We start from the raw sequence: 20,060 nt of genomic DNA, 5'->3' as shown, positions 1-20,060 counted from the left end.
AGGCGCGTAAGTCATTGATCTGGCGCGCCTTTTTAATTACACTTCGCACTGTGACGAAAGGGCTGTGATGGTCGTGCTCAAGAAGTTCAAGAAAAGCTGTTTGACGTTGTTGGTGATGCTGTCGGTGGCCTGTCTGGCCTTGAGCACGCCAGGCTTGGCCGAGGCCAAGGCCAAAACCAAGTCAAAGGCCCGCACCACCGCCACGGCCAAGTCCACACGTGACGTTCAAAGCAACCGGGTCAAGGCCAGCAATGTGCGCACCTCCCGCGTTGTTCGTGCGCGTGGTCCCGTCAAGATCTCGCGCGCCCAAGCTCGCAGGCTCGCAGTGAAGTCGCGGCCCACACCCGCCAGTGGCTCGGTCATCAAGGCCACAGCGATTGGCGCCGCCGTCGGCATGTCCGCGGCGTCGGGCGCCTCTTTTGGCCAGCTTTATGGCCTGCACCACACGCCTGATCCCCTGGACCTCAAGTCCAGCGTGGCTTTCGTGATGGACCAGGACACCAACGAGGTTCTGTTTTCCAAAAATTCCGAAGCGGTGTTGCCCATTGCCTCGCTGACCAAGCTGATGACCGCCATGGTGGTGGTCGAGGCCAAGTTGTCACTGGACGAGTCCATCACCATCACTTCTGACGATGTGGACACCGAAAAGAACAGCAGTTCCCGCCTGGCTGTGGGTGCCACGCTGACCCGGGGCGAATTGTTGCACTTGGCCTTGATGTCCTCCGAGAACCGCGCTGCGCATGCTTTGGGTCGGATCTACCCAGGGGGCTTGCAGGCCTTTGTCGTGGCGATGAATCGCAAGGCGCAGCTTTTGAGCATGGCCGATACCAAGTACGTTGAGCCTACCGGCTTGAGCAGCCAGAACCAGTCCAGCGCCCGCGACTTGGCCATCCTGGTCAAAGCCGCCTACCAGCAGCCCTTGATCCGTGAGTTGTCTACATCGCGCGAGTACGCCGTCCACCTGGGCGCACGCCAGCTCCAATTCCGTACCACCAACAGCCTGGTGCGCAGCCCTAACTGGGACATCGGTCTGCAAAAAACGGGTTATATCGTCGAAGCAGGCCGCTGCTTGGTCCTGCAGGCCCGCATGGCGGGTCGCAAGCTGATCATGGTGTTCCTGGATTCAACAGGCAAATACTCACGTCAGGCCGATGCCGAGCGTGTTCGCCGCTGGATTGAAACGGCGCCTCAGGTGCCGCGTGGTTCGGCCGACCTGATTGCCATTCCCAAGGTCACATCCTGAGGGATCACGTGCCCGCCTGAGTGGCTCGGCAGGTCAAAGAAAAAGGCCCATTGGGCCTTTTTTCATGTCTGGCTGATGTGGGTCGGCTGTTCAGCGTCCCGACCAGCCCAGGGAGGTGGAAATGCGACTGGCCGCGCTCTTGAGCGCCTCGCCCCATTCGGCGCTCAGCCGCAAGCTGGAGGTGTTCAAGGCCAGGCTGGCCACGATGTGACCCTGGTCGTCCAAGATGGGGGCTGCCGCCTGTTGCTGGGGCGCTTCCACCGAATCACCATCCACCGCCAGACCATTGGCCCTCACGCTTTGCAGTTCGGTGTGCAGTGTGTCAGCGCGTGTACCGTTGGCCTGAGTCAGGGGGTGCAACTGCGCGGCCGTCCACTGGCTGATCAGCACCTTGCCTGTCGCGCAGGCGACCAAAGACGTGCGTGCGCCCATCACCCGGTTGACCTGGACGCCGTTGCGTTCATTGCTGGTGCGCTCCACACAAACCGATTCATCGTCCTGGCGAATGTGCAAAGCCACGGTCTGGCCAGTTAGGCGGTGCAACTCTTGCATCGGGCGCATGGCCAGGTCGCGCACATCCAGGCGGGATTTGACCAGGTTGCCAAGCTGCAGCAAACGCAAACCCAGGCGATAGGTGCCCGGGCCGGATCGTTCAACAAAGCCTCCCACCGCCAGATCGTTGAGGATACGGTGGGCGGTGGATGGGTGCAAACCCGTGCGTTCGCTCACGGTTTTCAGAGAAACGGAGTCTCCTTGATGGGCCAATGTGTCCAAAAGACTGAACATTCTGGCCATGACCTGGATCGAAGTGGAGGGCGAAGTGGATTCACTCATCGGGTTTTCCTTTGTGGCAAACCATTTTGAAAGGTGGGATCCCTCGTCATTCGGCGAAATAATCAGTGGCTTGAGGGCCATCTAAGGGCACATCAGCCCACTTTCCGGGATTTGATAACGCCTTATGAAAAATCTCTTCCATGAAGTCCTGATTCGGGCGGGTTGGGTCGGCGGATTGGTGGCTGGTCTCCTGGGGGCTGGTTCTGTGCATGCTGCGGTGCCCTCACTGGCCGCCGAGTTCAGCGAGGCCGCAGCGTCCAGCGGTGCGGCCGCTGCATCAGACCGACGTTGGATGCCCATGCCGCGTGTTTTTGGGCACCTCCTCGCCAAGGACCTCGGTGTGGTCATCAACACCGATGACCCCTATTCCGTCCAGGTGGGGGAGTACTACGCCAAGGCCCGCGCCATTCCAGCCAGCCGGGTACTTCGCCTCAGCCTGCCCATGAAGGCCACCTTGGATCCCGACGAGTTCGAGGCCTTCAAAAAGCAGATCGACCATTTTTTTGGTGCCAAGGTACAGGCCCTGGCCTTGACCTGGCGGCTTCCGTACGGGGTGAACTGCAACTCCATCACGGGGGCGCTGGCCATGGGCTACGACGCCAAGTTGTGTTCCAACAGCTGTGCCGTACCAGCCAAAACGTCCACCTATTTCGGGTCCAGCTCCACGAAACCTTTCGCCGACCATCGCATGCGCCTGAGCATGTTGTTGGCGGCCAAGGACGCCGACTCAGCCAAGGCCTTGATTGATCGCGGCGTGCGCTCTGACGGAACCTTGGGGTTGCGCGGTGCGCCTGCGGTGAATGCCCACTTTGTCACCACCTCGGACAGTGTTCGCAGTGTGCGCCAGCAACTTTTCCCGCCTGCGGGCAGCAACCCGCCTTTTGGCGTGGATGTCTTCCTGGACCAGACCGAGGCCTTGAAAAACGCGGGCCGGGTCATGTTGTACCAAACGGGGCGTGCCCAGGTGGATTTCCTGGACACCAATGAGTTCGTGCCCGGGGCGCTGGGGGATCATCTGACCTCGTTTGGCGGCATCCTGGACAAGCCCCATGGGCAGATGACCGTGCTGTCCTGGATTGACGCTGGCGTCACTGCCACTTACGGCACGACCAGCGAGCCTTGTGCCCACCTGCAAAAATTCCCCCATCCTCAGGCTTTGATCGGGTTCTACCTGCAAGGGGCAACTGCTCTCGAGGCCTACTGGAAAAGCGTGGCCTGGCCGCAGCAAGGGCTGTTCGTGGGCGAGCCCCTGGCCTCACCGTTCGGTCGCTGAAAACCAGCCCCAGCGCACTTGGGTGGCGATCCACCACTTGCGCAGCGGCGTCAGCATGATGCGTTGGTGCAAAACGCGCTCGCCTTGTGCAGCGATCTCGTCAATCAAGGCGATCTGCAACGCCGCCAACACCGCCAGCGGGCGCATCGTCTCGCGTTCGGCGCGGGGCAGTTGGGCGAGGGCCTGCCAGGACGCCTTCAAGCTTTGCCGAGCCTGTGCATGCAGATAGCTCAACAAGGCGGGCCAATGTTCGGGGGCTTGGCCTGGCAATGGCCGCAGCAGTTCATGCGCCTTCACGTCGTGTTGCTGCAAGATGTTGACCGGGGTATGCAGCCAGCCCAGCCGCGCGTCCTGCCCGAGTCGGGCCAGGTGGTGCGCCTGGCGGATGCCCCAGCCCAGTTCATGTGCTACAGACAGGGCGGCCTCTGATCGGGCTCCCAGCAAATGGGCGGCGCCCTCGCAGGCGGCGCCGGTCGTGGCCAGCGCATGTTTTCTCTGGCTGATTTCGTCCAGCCAACGCGTTTGGCTCACCAGCGCCTGCATTCCCTCGATCTGCGCCAGCCACACCTCTAGCGGGGGCAATTGCCCCGGCGGCGCAATGGGCTGAAACAAGGGCCGAAGGCGGGGATGAGAAGATTTGCCCTCGAAACTTTGGCGCACTTCCTGGTGCCACCAAGCCAGTTTGGTCTGGGCCACCCCTGGGTCGTTCACGGTCAAAGGGATGGCGCTGACCTCGTGCCACCAATGGACCCACGCTTGCAACGCTGGGCGCAGCGTCAACGGGGCAGATTGCAGGGCATAGTAAAGACTGCTGCCCGGCCTGATCAGGGGCGGGGGGGCATTGGGCGTTTGAGGCATGGGCTGGATGTGGACAAAGACCCCACATTGTCGCCATTGGCGCGCGCTCGCCTAAAAAAATCAGATTACTGACCCGTTGGTCAGTTACGATCGCGCCTTGAAAGTCAGCGGATTCAGGCAATGACAGGGATGAACCATGTGCCGCTGCCATGGGCCCTCCATTCTTTGAGCGACCCCATGAGCATTCCCCCTCGGACCCGCATTTTCGCATTTGTCCTGGCAACCCCCTTGTTGCTGGCCACCGTGGGTTGCGGCAAAGCGCCCTCGGCCCCTGAGCCTGTCCGGGCGGTGCGCACCCTGGTGTTGAGTGAAACTGGAGGTGCGGTTGACCGAGAGTTTTCAGCCGAAATCCGCGCCCGCATTGAGTCTCGGCTGAGCTTCCGGGTGCCAGGCAAGGTGTTGCGACGCCAGGTCGAGTTGGGTCAGATAGTCAAGCCGGGCCAAGTGCTGGCGCAGCTTGATCCTCAGGATCTGACCCTGACGCAGGAGTCCGCCCGTGCCGGCTTGGCTGCGGCCGAGGCCAATGCCGCGCAGGCCGCGGCCGATTTCAAGCGTTTCAACGAGCTCAAGAGCCAAGGCTTCATCAGCGTGGCCGAACTGGATCGCCACAGCACCACCCTGAAGTCGGCCGAGGCCAGCTTGCGCCAAGCGCGTGCCCAAGCTGGCGTGCAGGGCAACCAGGCCACTTACGCCACCTTGACGGCGGGTGCCTCCGGGGTCATCACCGCGGTAGATGCTGAGCCCGGGCAAGTGGTGAACGCCGGCACCCCGGTGCTGACCCTGGCCCAGGATGGCCCGCGCGACGCCCTGTTTTCGGTGCCTGAAGACATGGCGCCCACCATGCGAGCCCTGCTGAACAAGCCTGGCGCCATCAAGGTGCGCCGTTGGGGCACCCAAGAATGGCTGCCCGCCAAGATCCGCGAAGTCTCGGCCGCCACCGACAGCGTGACCCGCACTTTCCTGGTCAAGGCCGACGTGGGGCAGGGTGCTTACGAACTGGGCCAAACCGCGACCGTGGCCCTGAGCACCCCCGTGCGCTTTGCCGGGGGTTTGAGGGTGCCCTTGCAAGCTTTGGTTGAGTTGAATGGCCGGTCGGCCGTGTGGGTGCTCGATGGCGCCAGCATGACCGTCAAGGCTCAGCCCGTGATCACGGCCGATGTCACCGGCAACATCGTGATCGTGGCCAGTGGGCTCAAAGCCGGTCAGGAGATCGTGACGGCCGGCGTGCATGTGCTCAAACCCGGTCAGAAGGTCAAGCGCTACCAAACGGCCTTGGACCTGGCTGCAGCGCCACCGGCGGCCCCTGCGGCCAGCCAGCCTGCCGTCTTGCAGTGATCGCCAGGAGATCGCTGTGACCGACATCGTCAAGAAAGTGCCCGATCCTTCGGCCCGTCATTTCAACCTGTCCCGCTGGGCGCTGGAGCATCAGGCGCTGACGCGCTACCTGATGGTCGTGCTGATGTTGCTGGGCCTGGCTGCCTATTTCCAGTTAGGGCAGGACGAAGACCCGCCCTTTGCCTTCCGCATCATGGTCGTGCGGGCGTATTGGCCTGGCGCCACGGCGCAAGAGATGGCCGAACAGGTCACCGACAAGATTGAGCGCACGCTGCAGGAAGTGCCCTACGCGGACGTGATCCGCTCGTACAGCAAGCCGGGCGAATCCTTGACCTTCATGCAGGTCAAGGACTCGTCGCCGCCCAAGGAAATCCCCAACCTCTGGTACCAGGTGCGCAAAAAGGTTGGCGACATCAGGCAGACCCTGCCGCCTGGCGTCGTCGGCCCGTTCTTCAACGACGAATTCGGTGATGTGTACGGTTCCATCTATGCCCTGTCGGCCGATGGCTTCACCCCGGAAGAGTTGCGCCAGTTTGCCGAAAAGGTTCGATCGCAATTCCTGCGCGTGCCCAGCGTGTCCAAGGTCGAGCTCTTCGGCGTGCAGCCTGAAAAGATTTTCATGGAGGTGCCTCAGCAAAAGCTGGCCCAGATGGGCTTGGACATGGGGCAGTTCATCCAGCAGCTCAACGCCCAAAACGGCGTTGAGGGTGCGGGCGTGTACTCCGGTGCCAACGACAGCATCCAGATGCGCGTCACCGGCGCATTCACATCCATCGAGCAACTGCGCCAGATGCCCATCCGGGCCGTCAATCCGGCCACGGGTCAGGCCCGAACCGCCCGACTCGGTGATGTCGCCACCATCCGCCGGGCCTACGAGTCCCCGGCCACCACCAAGGTGCGCCACAACGGCAAGGACATCATCGCGGTCGGCATCTCCATGGCCAAGGGCGGCGACATCATCCAGTTGGGCAAAAATCTAACCGCCGCGGCTGACAAGGTGCATGCCGATTTGCCCGTGGGCATCGAACTGGACCAGATCCAGGATCAGCCAAAATCGGTGTCCAACTCGGTGGGCGAGTTCGTCCACGTGTTGATTGAGGCCGTCGCCGTGGTGCTGGCCGTGAGCTTCATCAGCCTGGGCCTGCACACCAAGCCCTTGCGGCTGGACATTTGGCCCGGCCTGGTGGTGGCCATCACCATTCCCTTGGTGCTGGCCGTCACCTTCCTGATCATGTACTTCTGGAACGTGGGTCTGCACAAGATCTCGCTGGGAGCGCTGATCATTGCCCTGGGCCTGCTGGTGGACGACGCCATCATCGCGGTCGAAATGATGGTGCACAAGCTGGAGGAGGGCTACGACAAGGTCGCGGCCGCCACCGCCGCCTACGACATCACCGCCATGCCCATGCTGACCGGCACCCTGATCACGGCCGCAGGCTTCCTGCCCATTGGCCTCGCGCAATCGGCGGTGGGCGAGTACACCTTCGCCATCTTTGCCGTCACGGCCGCCGCCTTGATCGTGTCCTGGGTGGTCTCGGTGTACTTCGTGCCTTACCTGGGGCAGCACCTGCTCAAGACCCGGCCCAAGGTCCAGACGGTGGATGGTGCGCCCAAAGTCGATCTGCACGACACCCCCTTTTATCGCCGCTTCAAGGCCCTGGTGAACTGGTGTGTAGAGCACCGTTGGATCACCATTGGCCTGACCATCCTGGCCTTGGTGCTGGGGGTGTTGGGCATGGGCAAGGTGCAGCAACAGTTCTTCCCTGATTCCAGCCGCCCCGAGGTGCTGGTCGACCTGTGGATGCCCGAAGGCACCAGCTTTGACGCCACCGAGGCGGTGGCCAAGCGCTTCGAGGCGCGGGTCATGAAGGAGGATGGTGTCAGGGCCGTCAGCACCTGGATTGGCTCTGGCTTGCCCCGCTTCTACCTGCCCATGGACCAGATTTTCCCGCAGAGCAACGTCAGCCAGGTCATGGTCATGCCGACCAGTCCGGAAATGCGCGAAACCCTGCGCGCCCGCTTGCCTGAATTGCTGGCCACCGAATTTCCGGAGGTCCGTGCCCGCCTGCGTTTGTTGCCCAACGGACCCCCGGTGCCTTACCCTGTGCAGTTCCGCATCGTGGGAGAAGACCCCGCTCAATTGCGCCACTGGGCCGAAGAAGCCAAAACCTTGATGCGTGCGCACCCCAACATGACGGGTGTCAACGACAACTGGAACGAGTCGATCAAGGCCATCCGCTTGGTGGTGGACCAGTCCAAAGCACGGGCCCTGGGTGTGACCACCCAGTCGATCGCGCAAGCTGTTCGCGTGTCCACCTCGGGCACCACCGTGGGCCAGTACCGCGATCAGGACCGCCTCATCGACATCGTCATGCGCACGCCCTTGTCGGAACGTGCCACCTTGAGCGCGCTGGACAACTCCTACATTCCCACCGCAAACGGCCGCATGGTCCCGGTGCTGCAGGTCGGCAAGCCCCAACTGGTGTGGGAGCCCGGTGTGCTGTGGCGTGAAGGCCGCCATTTCGCCATCACGGTGCAAGGCGATGTCACCGAAGGCACTCAGGGGCCTACCGTCAGCACGGCCCTGTGGCCGCAGATGATGGCCCTGCAGCAAAAGATGCCCCCTGGCTTCCACGTCGAGCTGGCCGGCACGGCTGAAGAAAGCAGCAAGGGCCAGGGCTCGATCTTCGCCAACATGCCTGCCATGCTGTTCATCATCTTCACCCTGCTCATGTTGCAACTGCAAAGCTTCTCGCGCGCCTTGCTGGTGTTCCTGACGGGCCCCATGGGCATCGCGGGTGTGGCTGCAGCCTTGCTGCTGCTGAACCGGCCATTCGGCTTCGTCGCCTTGCTGGGCGTGGTGGCGCTGATGGGCATGATCATGCGCAACTCCGTCATCTTGATCGACCAGATAGAGCAAGACCGCGCCCAGGGCGTGCCCGACTGGGACGCCATCGTCGGGGCGGCCGTGCGCCGTTTCCGCCCGATCGTGCTGACCGCTGCGGCCGCCGTGCTGGCCATGATCCCCCTGACGCGCAGCGTGTTCTGGGGCCCCATGGCCGTCGCCATCATGGGGGGCCTGATCGTGGCCACCGCCTTGACCCTGCTGGCCCTGCCAGCGATGTACGCGGCCTGGTTCCGGGTGCGCAGGCCGCATGAGGGTAGCCGCCGATGAAAACTGTGCTCAGGGCACGGTAGAATCGGCGGTTACGACCAAATAGCCTACTTGGCTGCATCAGTGCAGTCCGGTTGTCAAAGTCGATGCGCGGGTGGCGAAATTGGTAGACGCACCAGGTTTAGGTCCTGACGCCAGCAATGGTGTGGGGGTTCGAGTCCCCCCCCGCGCACCAGGCCTTTTATCAATCACCTAATTTTGAGAGTACATAACATGGCTGTCACCGTGGAGACCCTCGACAAGCTGGAACGACGCATCACGCTGTCGCTGCCAGCCGACGTGCTCAGGACCGAAGTCGACGCCCGCTTGAAGAAGCTGGCCCGCACCGTCAAGGTTGACGGCTTCCGTCCGGGCAAAGTGCCCATGACCGTGGTCGCCCAGCGCTACGGCTATTCCGTCCAGTACGAAGTCGTCAACGACCAAGTCGGCCAGGCCTTCTCCAAGGCCGCCGCTGAAGCGCAACTGCGCGTTGCTGGCCAGCCCCGCATTGCCGAAAAAGAAGGCTCTGCCGCTGAAGAAGGCAAGCTGCTGTTCGACGCCACCTTCGAGGTCTATCCCCAAGTCGTCATTGGCGACCTGGCCACCGCCGAAGTCGAGCGCGTGACCGCCGAAGTCAATGAAGCCGCCATCGACCGCACGGTTGAAATCCTGCGCAAGCAACGCCGCACGTTCGAACAACGCGCTGCGACCGAAGTCGCGGCCGATGGTGATCGCGTCACCATCGACTTCGAAGGCAAGATCGACGGCGTGCCGTTCGACGGCGGCAAGGCCGAGGGCTACCAGTTCCTGCTGGGCGAAGGCCAGATGCTCGAAGCTTTCGAGAAGGCCGTGCGTGGCATGAAGACGGGCGAGTCCAAGACTTTCCCCCTGAAGTTCCCTGACGACTACCACGGCAAAGACGTGGCCGGCAAGGAAGCCGACTTCCTGGTGACCCTCAAGAAGCTGGAAGCGCAAAACCTGCCCGAAGTGAACGAAGAGTTCGTGGCCAGCCTGGGCCTGCCCGAGTCTTCGATCGAAGCGCTGCGCGCCGACATCAAGAAGAACCTCGAGCGCGAAGTGAAGTTCCGCGTGGCTGGCCGCAACAAGGCTGCCACCATGGACGCGCTGCTCAAGATCGCCGAGTTCGATGTGCCCAAGTCTTTGGTCGCCGCTGAAACCGATCGCCTGGTGGAAGGCGCCCGCGCCGACCTGAAGGCTCGCGGTGTCAAGGATGCCGAAAAGGCCCCGATCCCCGCTGAAATGTTCCAGCCTCAGGCCGAGCGCCGCGTGCGCCTGGGCCTGATCGTGGGCGAGTTGGTGCGCAACAACAACCTGCAAGCCAAGCCTGAGCAATTGCAAGAGCACATTGCCGAGCTGTCGCAAAGCTACGAGCAGCCCCAGCAAGTGGTGGCCTGGTACATGAGCGACCGCCAGCGCATGGCCGAAGTTGAAGCCGTGGTGATCGAGGCCAATGTGGTCGATTTCATCCTGACCAAGGCCAAAGTCACCGACAAGGGCCTGGGCTTTGAAGAATTGATGGGCCAGCAAGGCTGATTTGCGCCCCATCCCGCAGGGGTTTCAACCCCTGCATGGGCACCTGCCAATCCCCAGTGGAGGCAGGTGCCTTTTATTTTGTGGGAACGTCCCCATGTGCGTCCTAGCAACGGAAAGACGACAAGGACACTCTCCCGCTTTTTCCGGCGTTCTAGCGGGCCTTCCGAGGCGCCATAATCAAATCACGCATTGAATATTCCACAAGGAAGCACATGAGCGCACTGGACACACAAAACCTGGGCTTGGTGCCCATGGTCATCGAGACCTCAGGCCGCGGCGAACGCGCCTACGACATCTACAGCCGTTTGCTGCGCGAGCGGGTGGTTTTCCTGGTGGGACCGGTCAACGACCAATCGGCCAACCTGGTCGTGGCACAACTGCTGTTTCTCGAAAGCGAAAACCCCGACAAGGACATTTCGCTGTACATCAACTCGCCAGGCGGCAGCGTGAGTGCAGGCATGTCGATTTTCGACACCATGCAATTCATCAAGCCTGACGTGTCCACGCTGTGCATGGGCATGGCCGCCAGCATGGGCGCCTTCCTACTGGCCGCGGGCGCCAAGGAAAAGCGTTTTGCCTTGCCCAACTCCAAGATCATGATCCACCAGCCTTTGGGCGGCACGCAAGGTCAGGCCACGGACATCGAGATCCACGCCCGTGAGATCCTGAAAACCCGCGAGCAACTCAACCGCCTCCTGGCCGAGCGCACCGGTCAGACCTTGGAAAAGATCCAGCTGGACACCGAACGCGACTACTACATGTCGGCTTCGGAATCTGCAGCCTACGGTTTGATCGACAAAGTGCTGGAAAAGCGCCAAGCGTCGGCTTCCTGATGCCTGGGCAGGCCGGATCCGAGGTAAAGCCCCAGCAAAGGCTTCTTCTTCGACCGGCCGCCTCCTTGGGCGTTTGACTTATCATCATCACCAACATTTGCTGACTCACTGACAGGCCTGCCCCATGTCCGAAAAAAAAGGCTCTTCCAGCGAAAAGATCCTGTACTGCTCCTTCTGCGGTAAGAGCCAGCACGAGGTCAAGAAGCTCATCGCCGGCCCATCGGTTTTCATTTGCGACGAGTGCATTGACCTGTGCAATGACATCATCCGTGATGAAGTCGCGGCCGAGTCGGACCAGACTTCCCGGCCTGCCAAGAGTGATCTGCCCACGCCCGGCGAGATCAAGGCCCAACTCGACCAGTACGTGATTGGCCAGGACACCGCCAAGCGCACGCTGTCGGTGGCGGTGTACAACCACTACAAGCGCCTGCGCCACATGGGCACGGGCGAGGGCAAGAAGCCTGACATCGAGCTGTCCAAGAGCAACATCCTGCTGATTGGCCCCACGGGCTCCGGCAAGACCTTGCTGGCCCAGACGCTGGCCAGGTTGCTCAACGTGCCTTTCGTGATTGCCGACGCCACCACGCTGACCGAAGCCGGTTACGTGGGCGAAGACGTCGAAAACATCATCCAGAAGCTGCTGCAGAACTGCAACTACGAAGTGGACAAGGCCCAGCGCGGCATCGTCTACATCGACGAAATCGACAAGATCTCGCGCAAATCTGATAACCCATCCATCACGCGTGACGTGTCGGGTGAGGGCGTGCAACAAGCCCTGCTGAAGTTGATCGAAGGCACGATGGCGTCGGTGCCTCCACAAGGCGGCCGCAAGCATCCCAATCAAGACTTCCTGCAAATCGACACGACCAACATCTTGTTCATTTGCGGTGGCGCCTTCGATGGCCTGGAAAAGATCATCCAGAACCGCTCCGTCAAGTCCGGTATCGGCTTTGGCGCCTCGGTCAAGAGCAAGGAAGACCGCAAGCTGTCCGAGGTGTTCCGCGAAGTGGAACCCGAAGATTTGATCAAGTTCGGCATCATTCCCGAACTGATTGGCCGCATGCCCGTGGTCGCCACCTTGGGGGAGTTGACGGAAGACGCCCTGGTGCGCATCCTGACCGAACCCAAGAACGCGCTGATCAAGCAGTATCAACAGCTGCTGGGCATGGATGGCGTCGAGTTGGAGATCCGTCCTGCCGCCTTGACGGCCATTGCCCGCAAGGCTTTGAACCGCAAGACTGGCGCCCGTGGTTTGAGGTCCATCCTGGAGCAATCCTTGCTGGACACGATGTTCGAATTGCCAACCCAGGAAGGAGTGCAAAAGGTGGTGCTGGATGAACCCACCATTGATGAAAACGCCAAGCCCTTGTTGGTGTACCGGGAACAGGTCAAGGCCAGCGCTTGATTCTGAACATCCTGCTCTGATGGGTGTCGGTCCCCCGACGCCCTTGTGTTTTGGTTTTGGAGCCCCATCTGGGACTCTGACAAAGAAAGGCCATCATGTCAGGACATCCCATCCTTCCTTCTGATCCCATCAGCCTGCCGCTTCTGCCGCTGCGCGATGTGGTCGTCTTCCCCCACATGGTGATCCCACTGTTCGTGGGTCGCCCCAAGTCCATCAAGGCCCTTGAGGCTGCCATGGAAGCCGGTCGTCAGATCATGCTGGTCGCTCAAAAAGCGGCAGGCAAAGACGAGCCCAAGGCCGAGGACATGTTTGAAATCGGCTGCGTATCCAGCATCTTGCAGATGTTGAAATTGCCCGATGGCACCGTTAAGGTGCTGGTCGAAGGCGTTCAGCGCGCCAACACGTCGTCGATCGACGATTCGGGTGAGTTCTTCACCTCCGTGGTCGTGCCTGTTCAGCCGGAGGCCAATGTCACGCCTGAAGTCGAAGCCTTGCGCCGCGCCGTGACGCAGCAGTTCGACCAATACGTCAAGCTCAACAAGAAAATCCCGCCCGAGATCCTCACCTCGATCTCTGGCATCGACGACGCTGGCCGCCTGGCCGACACCATCGCCGCTCACCTGCCTTTGAAGCTGGAAGCCAAGCAATCGGTGCTGGACTTGTTCTCGGTCTCGCAGCGCCTTGAAAAGCTCCTGGAGCAGCTCGAGCACGAAGTCGACATCCTGCAGGTTGAAAAGCGCATCCGTGGCCGCGTCAAGCGCCAGATGGAGAAGTCGCAGCGCGAGTACTACCTGAACGAACAGGTCAAGGCCATCCAGAAAGAGCTGGGTGAAGGCGAAGAGGGTGCTGACCTCGAAGAGCTGGCCAAGAAGATCGAAGCTGCGCGTATGCCCAAAGAGGCGCGCAAGAAGGCCGATGCCGAGCTCAAGAAGCTGCGCCTGATGTCGCCCATGTCGGCTGAAGCCACCGTGGTGCGCAACTTCATCGACACGATCGTCGCTTTGCCCTGGGCCAAGAAAACCAAGATCAAGCACAACCTGGCGAACGCTGAAGCGGTCTTGAACGAAGACCACTATGGCCTGGACAAGGTTAAGGAACGCATCCTTGAGTATCTTGCTGTCCAACAACGCGTGGACAAGGTCAAGGCGCCCATCCTGTGCCTGGTCGGCCCTCCGGGTGTCGGCAAGACCTCGCTGGGGCAGTCGATTGCCCGCGCCACCGGTCGCAAGTTCGTTCGCATGGCCCTGGGTGGCGTGCGTGACGAGGCCGAGATCCGTGGCCACCGCCGCACCTACATCGGCTCGATGCCAGGCAAGGTCCTGCAATCGCTGGCCAAGGTCGGCACGCGCAATCCGCTGTTCTTGCTGGACGAGATCGACAAGCTGGGCATGGACTTCCGGGGCGACCCATCGTCGGCCCTGCTGGAAGTGCTCGATCCCGAGCAGAACCACACCTTCGGCGACCATTACATCGAGGTCGACTTCGACTTGTCGGATGTGATGTTCGTGGCGACGTCCAACTCGCTGAACATCCCGCCGGCCTTGCTCGACCGCATGGAAGTGATCCGCCTGGCGGGCTACACCGAGGACGAGAAAGTGTCGATCGCGCAAACGTACTTGCTGCCCAAACAGCGCAAGAACAACGGCGTGAAGGACGAAGAGCTGGAAGTGGCCGAATCCGCCATCCGTGGCGTGATCCGTTACTACACCCGCGAAGCTGGTGTGCGTTCGCTTGAGCGTGAAGTCTCCAAGATCTGCCGCAAGGTGGTCAAGGGCTTGGCGCTGAAGCAATACACCGGCAAGGTCGTGGTCACCGACGAGAACCTGAACGACTTCCTGGGTGTGCGCCGCTACGATTACGGCCAAGCCACCAAGGACAACCAGGTCGGCCAGGTGGTCGGTCTGGCGTGGACGGAAGTGGGCGGTGATCTGCTCACCATCGAGTCGGCCAGCATGCCGGGCAAGGGCGTCATCACCCGCACCGGTTCACTGGGTGATGTGATGAAGGAGTCGGTCGAGGCTGCCCGCACGGTGGTGCGCAGCCGAGCCGCTCGCCTGGGCATCAAGGATGAGGCGTTCGAGAAGCGCGACATCCACATCCACGTGCCCGATGGCGCCACGCCCAAGGACGGCCCGAGCGCAGGCGCGGCCATGGCGACAGCACTGGTGTCGGTGCTCACGGGCATCCCGGTCAAGGCCAGTGTGGCCATGACGGGCGAGATCACGCTGCGAGGCGAGATCACGGGCATTGGTGGCTTGAAGGAAAAGCTGCTGGCCGCTCACCGCGGTGGCATCAAGACGGTGCTCATCCCTGAAGAGAATGTGAAGGACCTTCAGGAGATCCCCGAGAACGTCAAGAGCGCCATCGAGATCGTGCCTGTGAAGTGGATCGACAAGGTGCTGGAAATCGCCCTGGAGCGCATGCCCACGCCGTTGCCGGAAGAAGAAGCCAAGGTTGAGGTCAAGCCAGATGCTGCACCCGCAGCGGCGGCCGCAGCCCCGACTTCGACCGAAGCTGTGAAGCACTGATTGTTGTTGTCAAAAATCAGCGAAGCTTGATGAAAGCACCGAAATCGGTGTATAGTTCAGGTCTTCGCTGATTGCAGCAACCGATAAACCAAACGGTTGCAGACTCCCTAAAAGTCGAACGCAACAAGCGGGTGACACACAGTCATGCGGGAATAGCTCAGTTGGTAGAGCGCAACCTTGCCAAGGTTGAGGTCGCGAGTTCGAGTCTCGTTTCCCGCTCCAGAATGCAGAGGGAAGCCCCCGTTTTAACGAAGGCTTCCCTTTTTCGCATAGGCAGATTGCATAAACGGCGCGATAGCAAAGCGGTTATGCCCCGGATTGCAAATCCGGTTAGCCCGGTTCGACTCCGGGTCGCGCCTCCACCCCCTCCCCGATACAAAATCAGCATCACCGACGACGGTACAGTGCTTCGGCGACGATGCGCGCTGCGGCCGCTATCACGTCATTGCGCATGGGGGTGGCCTTGTCGGGCTGCGTGAAGTAGACGGCCAAGACGATGGGCGATCCCGTGGGTGGCCAAAGCACCGCGATGTCGTTGGTGGTGCCGTGATCACCCGCACCGGTTTTGTCGCCCACCACCCAATCTGCCGGAACGCCCGCGCGAATGCGGGTGGCGCCGGTGGTATTGCCGCGCAGCCAAGCCTGCAACTGATCACGCTGAGGATCGGCCAGCACGTTGTTCAGCGCCAGTCCTTGGAGGCTGCGCGCCATGTTGTTCGGGGTCGAGGTATCCCGAGGATCGCCAGGAATAGCGGTGTTCAAGTCGGTTTCCCAGCGGTCCAGCCGGAAGGCTTCGTCTCCGATGGAGTGCGCGAAGGCGGTGACGGCGGCCGGACCGCCCAGCAGCTTCATCAGCACGTTGGCAGCGGTGTTGTCGCTGTGCTGAAGGGCGGCGGCGCACAGGTCGGCCACCGTCATGCCCTGGCCGACATGCTTGCCTGTGATGGGTGAGTGGGCGACCAAGTCGCTGGCTTCATAGCTCATGCGTTGCTGCATCAGGGCGGGCTCTTTGATGCTGCGATTGAGCACAGCGCCCACGGCAATGACCTTGAAGGTGCTGCACAGGGGAAAACGCTCATCGGCACGGTGTTGCACATGCGCATTGTTGGCTACATCGAAGGCGGCCACGCCCAGCCTGCCGCCAGAGCTGGCTTCCAGTTGGGCCAGCAGTTCTTCGGCGGCGGACGTCTTTCGGGCATTGGGTGCGGGCACGGTGGCCACGCTGGTGCAGGCCGCCAAGAACGGGGCTGAGGCACAGGCCAGCAGCAATGAGCGACGAAGAGGAGAATGGTTCATGGGTTGCATCGGGCAATTGGTGTGCCGTGATCAAGTATGTGCGGAGCACAGGTGCTCAAGTCCACTGATTGCGTGGTCCTCTGACTTCATGGGCGCGTGCATCTTGCTCCAACGGTGCAAGCTCGTAGCCTACGCCGCCCATTTGAGCAAGGTAGATGGGCATGAACCCCTCAATGCCGCCCAGTGTTTCGTATTGGCGCACGTGCCGCAGTTCGTGAGAGATCAGGCGTGCGTCGTCATGGCCATGGACGATGAAGATGCTGTGACCCAGTGTCAACCCCACCATGTCGGGCCTGAGCATGCCGGTGTCGAGTGCCGCCTGTCGCAGGCGCGGTGGCTCAACAGGTATGGGCAGTTGATCCACATACAGGAGCCGCACGAGTTCTGGGTTTTTCACCCCGACTTGATGTGCCAGTTCCAGGCCTGGCGCGGACAAAGCGTGCCCATGGTTGGCCACATGTTGCGCCTGGGTCTTTGCCCAAGCGATGGCCTCCGGCAGCAGCTCTTGAAGGTTCATGGATTGCTCATCGAATGCTTCATGAGTGGTGCCCCGGACCGGAATCGAACCGGTACGCCGCTTGCGCAGGCGGCAGATTTTAAGTCTGCAGTGTCTACCAATTTCACCACCGGGGCACGGCCGAGAGTGTAAGCCCAGCGCCCTAGTGACAAGGTCGTGGATGGCGCAAATTTGGTTCGACCTGTTTGCCAGCAAGGCCAAAAAAAGTGTATAGTCATGGTCTTGGCTGATGACTGCAATGCAGTTGACAACAATGCGGGAATAGCTCAGTTGGTAGAGCGCAACCTTGCCAAGGTTGAGGTCGCGAGTTCGAGTCTCGTTTCCCGCTCCAATATTCGATTCGCCTTCAGGTGAGTCACGAAAAAGGAAGCCCGTGTCACCACAGGCTTCCTTTTTTTGTACAGAATCACGCAGATTCTGGCGCGATAGCAAAGCGGTTATGCCCCGGATTGCAAATCCGGTTAGCCCGGTTCGACTCCGGGTCGCGCCTCCAGACACTTGTTGAACAAGCCCATCGTTGCTGAAGGCGCGGTGGGCTTTTGTCATGTCAGGACCGCACGGTGGCTTGAGGGTGGAGCGGTTGGTCCAGCGTGGCGGCGATCAGCCTGAGAGCGGCCTCGCATTCACCGCGCGACAACGGTGCCCCCAGCAGGCAGATGCGCACCATGTCCGGTGGATCGACATCGGTCGAATTCGAAGGCGCTGGGGCCGTCGTTGTCCAGGGGCAAGGCTTGCTTGCAGCTTGATGCCCAGTTGCGTAGCGCGCGTCGCCCTGAAGCAGCGTCTCTGGCCGAAAACCAGGAGGAGATGAGCCTCTTGTCCTGAGCCAGGCCCGGAATTGACGGGTCAACGTGCTTTTATTGCGCCTTAAGTCCTGACGGTCGATCTCTAGCATCCAGAGGTACGACATGAAGGAGTTTTCTAGGTGGAAGACGCAATGGACCCTGGTTTGGCCGATCCGCACGAGGCGCTAGAGCCCCAAGCGGAAGGCGAGGGTGCGCCTTCTTCCTACGGACCGACGCCGACCGATCCGATGCTGGAGGCGCTGCTTTGGCTGTGCCGCCACCACGGCGTGGACCGCACCCCCGCTTCTTTGCTCAATGGCATGCAACTGAATGGGCCCATGACGGCCGTTCAGGCGGTGCAGTTGATGCGCCAGGCAGGCTTCAGTGCCACCTTGGTCCGGCGTCCGCCCAGCAAGATCCTGACCTTGTTGATGCCGGTGGTGCTGCTGCTCAAAAACGGCGATGCCTGCATCGTGACGCGCCGTGTGGGCGAGCGCTCCAAACGTGCTGGTGGTGTGCGCTTCGAAGTGATCATGCCCGGCGCGGACAACGAAATTTGCACCGCAACTGAGGAAGAGCTGCTTCCCGAATATTCCGGCTACACGCTGGTGACGGCCTTGCGCGCTGGCATGCGCCATGGCACGCCCGAAGTCGAGTCGGATTCCGACTCGCACTGGCTGTGGTCCACGCTCAAGAATTACGTGCCGTATTACCGCTCGGCCATGCTGGCTGCCTTGCTCAGCAATGTGCTGATGCTGGTGACGGGGTTCTTCACCTCGGTGGTGTACGACAAAGTCATCCCCAACAAAGCGCTGGTCACCCTGTGGTCTCTGGGCGCAGGCACCTTGCTGGGCATCGCCTTTGACTTGGTGGCGCGCCAGTTGCGCAGTTACCTGATCGACATGGCGGGCAAGAAGGCCGACCTGAAGCTGGGCAACATGTTGTTCAACCAGGCCTTGGCCATCCGGCTGGAGCACCGGCCTGAGTCGGCGGGCTCGTTTGCCCACCGCCTGGCCCAGATTGAAGTGGTGCGCGATTTCACGGCCTCGGCCAGCATCTCCGTGCTCACGGACATGCCCTTCATCCTCTTGTTCATTGTGATGACCTATGTCATCGCGGGGCCCTTGGTGACGGTCTTGCTGGTGGCCGTGCCGTTGGTGCTGGGCCTGTCCTGGGGTATCCAGAAATACCTGCGCAAGATGATGACGGCCAACATGAGCCAGCACGCCAACTTACAGGGTGTGCTTGTTGAAGCGGTTGAGGGCATGGAAGACGTGCGAGCTGCGGGTGCCCAAGGGTACTTCGCGACCCGCTACGAGGAGGCCAACGCCGCGGCGGCGCAAACCTCCCTGCGGTCGCGGGCCATGGCCAGCTGGGTCAGCAACTTCACCATGGTCATTCAACCGCTGGTGACCGTGAGCATGCTCATCTGGGGCGTCTTGCTGATCGAAGACAACAAGATTTCCGGTGGCGCCTTGATCGGGGCCGTGATGTTCGCGGGGCGGGCCATTGCGCCCTTGACCTCGGTGGTTTCGCTGGCTGGGCGTTACCAAGGGGCCCGTGCCGCCTTGATGTCGCTGAACGAGTTGATGGCCTTGCCGACCGAGCGCGAGCCTGGCAAGCGCTACCTGTCGCGGACATCGCTGACCGGCCAAGTGGGCCTGCACGACGTGAGCTTTTTCTACCCCAAAGGCAAAAACCAGCATGCGCCCACGGTGCTCAAAGGCGTAAGCCTGCAGATTCGGCCGGGCGAGCGTGTGGCCATCTTGGGCAAGATCGGCAGCGGCAAGTCCACGATCTTGCGTCTGCTGGGGGGGCTGTACCAACCCACGGATGGCTTCGTCGAAGTGGATGGCATTGACCTGCGCCAGATTGACCCCACCGATTTCAGAACGCACGTTGGCTTCGTGTCGCAAGAGCCGCGGCTCTTCCATGGCACGCTGAAAGACAACGTGATGCTCGGCCGCGCCAATGCGGACATGAGCCACTTCATCAACGTGGCACGCCTGACCGGCCTGGACAAGCTGGCCGCAGCGCACCCGATGGGCTACGAACTGCCTGTCGGTGAAATGGGGGCCTTGCTGTCAGGGGGGCAACGCCAACTCGTGGCCTTGGCGCGTTGCCTGGTGACGCGTTCACAAATTCTGCTGATGGACGAGCCCACCAGCTCGATGGACGCGCAAGCCGAATCCAGTTTCATCAACCACCTGCGCACGGCCGTGGATGGCCAGACGCTGGTGGTGGTGACGCACCGGCCCGCCTTGCTCGACGTGGTGGACCGCGTGATCGTGGTCGACTCCGGCAAGATCCTGGCCGATGGCCCCAAGGCTCACGTGCTTGCCCTGTTGGCCGGTCGGCCCGCGCCTGCCGCTCCCCAGTCTGCCCCGGCGGAGGCTCCACAAGTTCGGCGCGAGCTGTCCGCCGCAGGCGGGATGTAGGGGAGGG

At 61.5% G+C, this 20,060-nt stretch carries 13 protein-coding genes and 6 tRNA genes; 14 read left to right on the top strand and 5 right to left on the bottom strand.

Going from position 1 to position 20,060, the window contains the following annotated elements:
* Nucleotides 1-67: 67 nt before the first annotated feature.
* Complete coding sequence (gene pbpG / locus PSV38_RS02640; RefSeq protein WP_300544542.1) at nucleotides 68-1,243, top strand: D-alanyl-D-alanine endopeptidase; 1,176 nt, start codon at nucleotides 68-70, stop codon at nucleotides 1,241-1,243.
* 90 nt (nucleotides 1,244-1,333) lie between these two features.
* Here the strand turns inward: pbpG and PSV38_RS02635 are convergent, their stop codons facing one another.
* Nucleotides 1,334-2,077 carry an IclR family transcriptional regulator gene (locus tag PSV38_RS02635; RefSeq protein ID WP_300544540.1) on the bottom strand — a complete coding sequence of 248 codons (744 nt, stop codon included), beginning with the start codon at nucleotides 2,075-2,077 and terminating at the stop codon, nucleotides 1,334-1,336.
* Nucleotides 2,078-2,201: 124 nt separating this feature from the next.
* On the opposite strand from PSV38_RS02635, the gene PSV38_RS02630 reads away from it, so the two are divergent.
* Nucleotides 2,202-3,350 (top strand): TIGR03790 family protein, encoded by a 1,149-nt coding sequence (locus PSV38_RS02630; protein ID WP_300544538.1) that lies wholly within the window; start codon nucleotides 2,202-2,204, stop codon nucleotides 3,348-3,350.
* Here the strand turns inward: PSV38_RS02630 and PSV38_RS02625 are convergent.
* A complete protein-coding gene (locus PSV38_RS02625) occupies nucleotides 3,333-4,208 on the bottom strand; it encodes a squalene/phytoene synthase family protein (RefSeq protein WP_300544536.1) in 876 nt (291 codons plus the stop codon). The genes PSV38_RS02630 and PSV38_RS02625 overlap by 18 nt on opposite strands.
* Before the next feature lie 177 nt (nucleotides 4,209-4,385).
* Between PSV38_RS02625 and PSV38_RS02620 the strand changes: the two genes are divergently transcribed.
* The 9 genes from PSV38_RS02620 to PSV38_RS02580 all read left to right on the top strand — a co-directional run bounded on the left by PSV38_RS02620 (nucleotide 4,386) and on the right by PSV38_RS02580 (nucleotide 15,379).
* Nucleotides 4,386-5,543, top strand: a complete 1,158-nt coding sequence (locus tag PSV38_RS02620; protein WP_300544534.1) for an efflux RND transporter periplasmic adaptor subunit — start codon at nucleotides 4,386-4,388, stop codon at nucleotides 5,541-5,543.
* 16 nt (nucleotides 5,544-5,559) lie between these two features.
* Nucleotides 5,560-8,718 (top strand): efflux RND transporter permease subunit, encoded by a 3,159-nt coding sequence (locus tag PSV38_RS02615; RefSeq protein ID WP_300544532.1) that lies wholly within the window; start codon nucleotides 5,560-5,562, stop codon nucleotides 8,716-8,718.
* 88 nt (nucleotides 8,719-8,806) lie between these two features.
* A tRNA-Leu gene (locus PSV38_RS02610) sits at nucleotides 8,807-8,893 on the top strand.
* A gap of 38 nt (nucleotides 8,894-8,931) precedes the next feature.
* Nucleotides 8,932-10,251, top strand: a complete 1,320-nt coding sequence (gene tig, locus PSV38_RS02605; protein ID WP_300544530.1) for a trigger factor — start codon at nucleotides 8,932-8,934, stop codon at nucleotides 10,249-10,251.
* A gap of 212 nt (nucleotides 10,252-10,463) precedes the next feature.
* On the top strand, nucleotides 10,464-11,084 hold the full coding sequence (gene clpP / locus PSV38_RS02600) for an ATP-dependent Clp endopeptidase proteolytic subunit ClpP (protein ID WP_290661829.1): 621 nt from the start codon (nucleotides 10,464-10,466) through the stop codon (nucleotides 11,082-11,084).
* A 124-nt stretch (nucleotides 11,085-11,208) separates the two neighbouring features.
* Nucleotides 11,209-12,489, top strand: a complete 1,281-nt coding sequence (clpX, locus tag PSV38_RS02595; protein ID WP_300544526.1) for an ATP-dependent Clp protease ATP-binding subunit ClpX — start codon at nucleotides 11,209-11,211, stop codon at nucleotides 12,487-12,489.
* A 95-nt stretch (nucleotides 12,490-12,584) separates the two neighbouring features.
* Nucleotides 12,585-15,017, top strand: coding sequence for an endopeptidase La (gene lon / locus PSV38_RS02590; RefSeq protein ID WP_300544523.1), 2,433 nt, complete (start codon nucleotides 12,585-12,587; stop codon nucleotides 15,015-15,017).
* A 146-nt stretch (nucleotides 15,018-15,163) separates the two neighbouring features.
* Nucleotides 15,164-15,239: transfer RNA gene (locus tag PSV38_RS02585), tRNA-Gly, on the top strand.
* 66 nt (nucleotides 15,240-15,305) lie between these two features.
* Nucleotides 15,306-15,379 (top strand) — tRNA-Cys (locus PSV38_RS02580).
* Nucleotides 15,380-15,404: 25 nt separating this feature from the next.
* Here PSV38_RS02580 and bla read toward each other — a convergent pair.
* The 3 genes from bla to PSV38_RS02565 form a co-directional block, all read right to left on the bottom strand.
* Nucleotides 15,405-16,313 carry a class A beta-lactamase gene (gene bla / locus PSV38_RS02575; RefSeq protein WP_300544521.1) on the bottom strand — a complete coding sequence of 303 codons (909 nt, stop codon included), beginning with the start codon at nucleotides 16,311-16,313 and terminating at the stop codon, nucleotides 15,405-15,407.
* A 55-nt stretch (nucleotides 16,314-16,368) separates the two neighbouring features.
* Nucleotides 16,369-16,830 (bottom strand): hypothetical protein, encoded by a 462-nt coding sequence (locus PSV38_RS02570; protein WP_300544518.1) that lies wholly within the window; start codon nucleotides 16,828-16,830, stop codon nucleotides 16,369-16,371.
* Between the two features lie 26 nt (nucleotides 16,831-16,856).
* Nucleotides 16,857-16,946: transfer RNA gene (locus tag PSV38_RS02565), tRNA-Leu, on the bottom strand.
* 139 nt (nucleotides 16,947-17,085) lie between these two features.
* On the opposite strand from PSV38_RS02565, the gene PSV38_RS02560 reads away from it, so the two are divergent.
* The 3 genes from PSV38_RS02560 to PSV38_RS02550 all read left to right on the top strand — a co-directional run bounded on the left by PSV38_RS02560 (nucleotide 17,086) and on the right by PSV38_RS02550 (nucleotide 20,053).
* Nucleotides 17,086-17,161, top strand: a tRNA-Gly gene (locus PSV38_RS02560).
* A gap of 88 nt (nucleotides 17,162-17,249) precedes the next feature.
* Nucleotides 17,250-17,323: transfer RNA gene (locus PSV38_RS02555), tRNA-Cys, on the top strand.
* Between the two features lie 444 nt (nucleotides 17,324-17,767).
* A complete protein-coding gene (locus PSV38_RS02550; RefSeq protein WP_300544515.1) occupies nucleotides 17,768-20,053 on the top strand; it encodes a type I secretion system permease/ATPase in 2,286 nt (761 codons plus the stop codon).
* Nucleotides 20,054-20,060 lie beyond the last annotated feature (7 nt).

The sequence above is a fragment of the Aquabacterium sp. genome, from assembly GCF_029946005.1.
Lineage (GTDB): Bacteria > Pseudomonadota > Gammaproteobacteria > Burkholderiales > Burkholderiaceae_C > Aquabacterium.
This window is presented reverse-complemented; position numbering and strand designations above follow the sequence as displayed.

Bases quoted from the DNA above. Each gene is read 5' to 3' on its own strand.
- PSV38_RS02570 (WP_300544518.1), bottom strand. From the start codon at position 16,830: ATGAACCTTCAAGAGCTGCTGCCGGAGGCCATCGCTTGGGCAAAGACC.
- clpP (WP_290661829.1), top strand. From the start codon at position 10,464: ATGAGCGCACTGGACACACAAAACCTGGGCTTGGTGCCCATGGTCATC.
- clpX (WP_300544526.1), top strand. From the start codon at position 11,209: ATGTCCGAAAAAAAAGGCTCTTCCAGCGAAAAGATCCTGTACTGCTCC.
- PSV38_RS02625 (WP_300544536.1), bottom strand. From the start codon at position 4,208: ATGCCTCAAACGCCCAATGCCCCCCCGCCCCTGATCAGGCCGGGCAGC.
- bla (WP_300544521.1), bottom strand. From the start codon at position 16,313: ATGAACCATTCTCCTCTTCGTCGCTCATTGCTGCTGGCCTGTGCCTCA.
- PSV38_RS02635 (WP_300544540.1), bottom strand. From the start codon at position 2,077: ATGAGTGAATCCACTTCGCCCTCCACTTCGATCCAGGTCATGGCCAGA.
- PSV38_RS02550 (WP_300544515.1), top strand. From the start codon at position 17,768: ATGGACCCTGGTTTGGCCGATCCGCACGAGGCGCTAGAGCCCCAAGCG.
- pbpG (WP_300544542.1), top strand. From the start codon at position 68: ATGGTCGTGCTCAAGAAGTTCAAGAAAAGCTGTTTGACGTTGTTGGTG.
- tig (WP_300544530.1), top strand. From the start codon at position 8,932: ATGGCTGTCACCGTGGAGACCCTCGACAAGCTGGAACGACGCATCACG.
- lon (WP_300544523.1), top strand. From the start codon at position 12,585: ATGTCAGGACATCCCATCCTTCCTTCTGATCCCATCAGCCTGCCGCTT.
- PSV38_RS02630 (WP_300544538.1), top strand. From the start codon at position 2,202: ATGAAAAATCTCTTCCATGAAGTCCTGATTCGGGCGGGTTGGGTCGGC.
- PSV38_RS02620 (WP_300544534.1), top strand. From the start codon at position 4,386: ATGAGCATTCCCCCTCGGACCCGCATTTTCGCATTTGTCCTGGCAACC.